The 1,577-nt window shown below is 35.1% G+C and carries 3 protein-coding genes; 2 read left to right on the top strand and 1 reads right to left on the bottom strand.

What is annotated here, in order from left to right; translation table 11 throughout:
- The coding region (locus tag AC1DPQ_RS27205; protein WP_477611483.1) for an AsmA family protein at window positions 1-758 on the bottom strand (758 nt) is incomplete at its 3' end.
- A gap of 125 nt (window positions 759-883) precedes the next feature.
- Between AC1DPQ_RS27205 and AC1DPQ_RS27200 the strand changes: the two genes are divergently transcribed.
- A complete protein-coding gene (locus AC1DPQ_RS27200) occupies window positions 884-1,294 on the top strand; it encodes an Rrf2 family transcriptional regulator (RefSeq protein ID WP_029275076.1) in 411 nt (136 codons plus the stop codon).
- A 74-nt stretch (window positions 1,295-1,368) separates the two neighbouring features.
- The coding region (locus AC1DPQ_RS27195) for an NAD(P)-dependent oxidoreductase (RefSeq protein WP_477611482.1) at window positions 1,369-1,577 on the top strand (209 nt) is incomplete at its 3' end.

Genomic DNA, 1,577 nt, shown 5'->3' with positions numbered 1-1,577 from the left:
TCTTTTAAGAATGAAAAATGTCCCACAAAACGAATCGGAAGCGAATTGATCATTAAATTGTTCTCATCGAAAATCAAATTAAGGGAGTTGGTATTCACTTTTGTAATCAGATTGGCATTTATTTTTTTCTTGATTAAATAAGGGGTATTGGCATAATAAACATCCATTTCATTGATAGAAAGATTGCTTTTTAAGTCAAATATCGCATTGCTGAGGTCGCCTTTTCCTGTGTAATTAAGTCCTTTGGTTCTGATGAGCATAGGAATTGAACGGTCGCTGTAAGTAAGGTTGCTGTTGTTGATGAAAATCCCTTCAATCTTTATAGCTGTGTTGCCTTCGCTGGTACTTGGAGTGTTTTCCTTTTTGCTTTCGTAAACATTATAATTCGCATGACCTTTTTCATCGCTGAGGATATTGATGCGCGCATCATCTAAATAGAACTGATCAATTTTAACCTGTTTAGAAAATAGCGAAAGCAGGTTTATGCCCAGGGCTAACTTTTTGGTATAAATGAGCGTATCCTGTTGGAACGGTGCAGAACCTTTTAATAAGAAGTTATTCAGGTTTAAAGTTAATGAGGGGAAATGATTGAAAAAGGAAATGTTGGTACTTTCAAACTTTACCTCGCCTTTTATGTTTTTATTAATAACCTGTGTAATTTCTTTGGTAACCGTCTGCGGAATTACATAGGGGATAACAATTAGAAGGGCGATTAAGGAAACGATCGTAATCGCGAATATTTTTAGGAACTTTTTCAAGATTTTAATTTAAGGGCACGTTCAGCGACAAAGATAGTCTTTAGATGAATTAGGAATAAAGATTTAACATTTTTGTATTATAAAATATATTTATACCTTTGTTCTGTAATAAAAATAGTTACAGTATGAATAGCAGTCATTTCTCCATATCGCTCCACATTCTTACGCTGCTCGATCAGGTAAAGGGGCAGCTATTGAATTCAGAATACATTGCCGGAAGCATTAACTGTAATCCTGTTTTGGTAAGGAAGGAATTGGCCAACCTACATAAATATGGTTTTGTGCAGAGCAAAGAAGGGAAGGGCGGAGGCTCTACATTGGCAAAAAATCCTGCCGATATTAATCTGGGCGATGTATACCGGGCTGTTAAACAAAAAAGTTTGCTAGGCGAAAGCAAAAATGAACCAAATCCCGATTGTCCGGTAGGGAGGCAGATTACCCTACACTTAAACGATTTATATGATGATGCCGAAACCGCTTTGGTTAAAAATCTTTCATCTAAAACATTAAAAGATTTTAGTGCAAGCTTTAAATAAAAAATTTTGAACATAACTGTAACAAAAAATGTTACAATTTAAATTAGATTAATAAATTTTAAAAATTAAATAACATGAAAGTAGCATTAATTGGAGCCTCTGGATTTGTAGGCAAAGCCATTTTAAACGAACTGGTAAGTCGTGGAAATGAAGTGATCGCCATTGCACGCGATACCGCTAAAATTGAAAATAACAATGATCAGGTAAGTAAAATCGCAGTTGATGTTTTGGATACTGAAAAATTAGCAGCAGTTTTAAAAGGTGCCGACGCAGTGGTAAGTGC

The organism is Pedobacter sp. 01T416_2 (genome assembly GCF_056398925.1).
The sequence above is the reverse complement of the archived record's forward strand: the minus strand, read 5'-3'. Positions and strand labels throughout refer to the sequence as shown.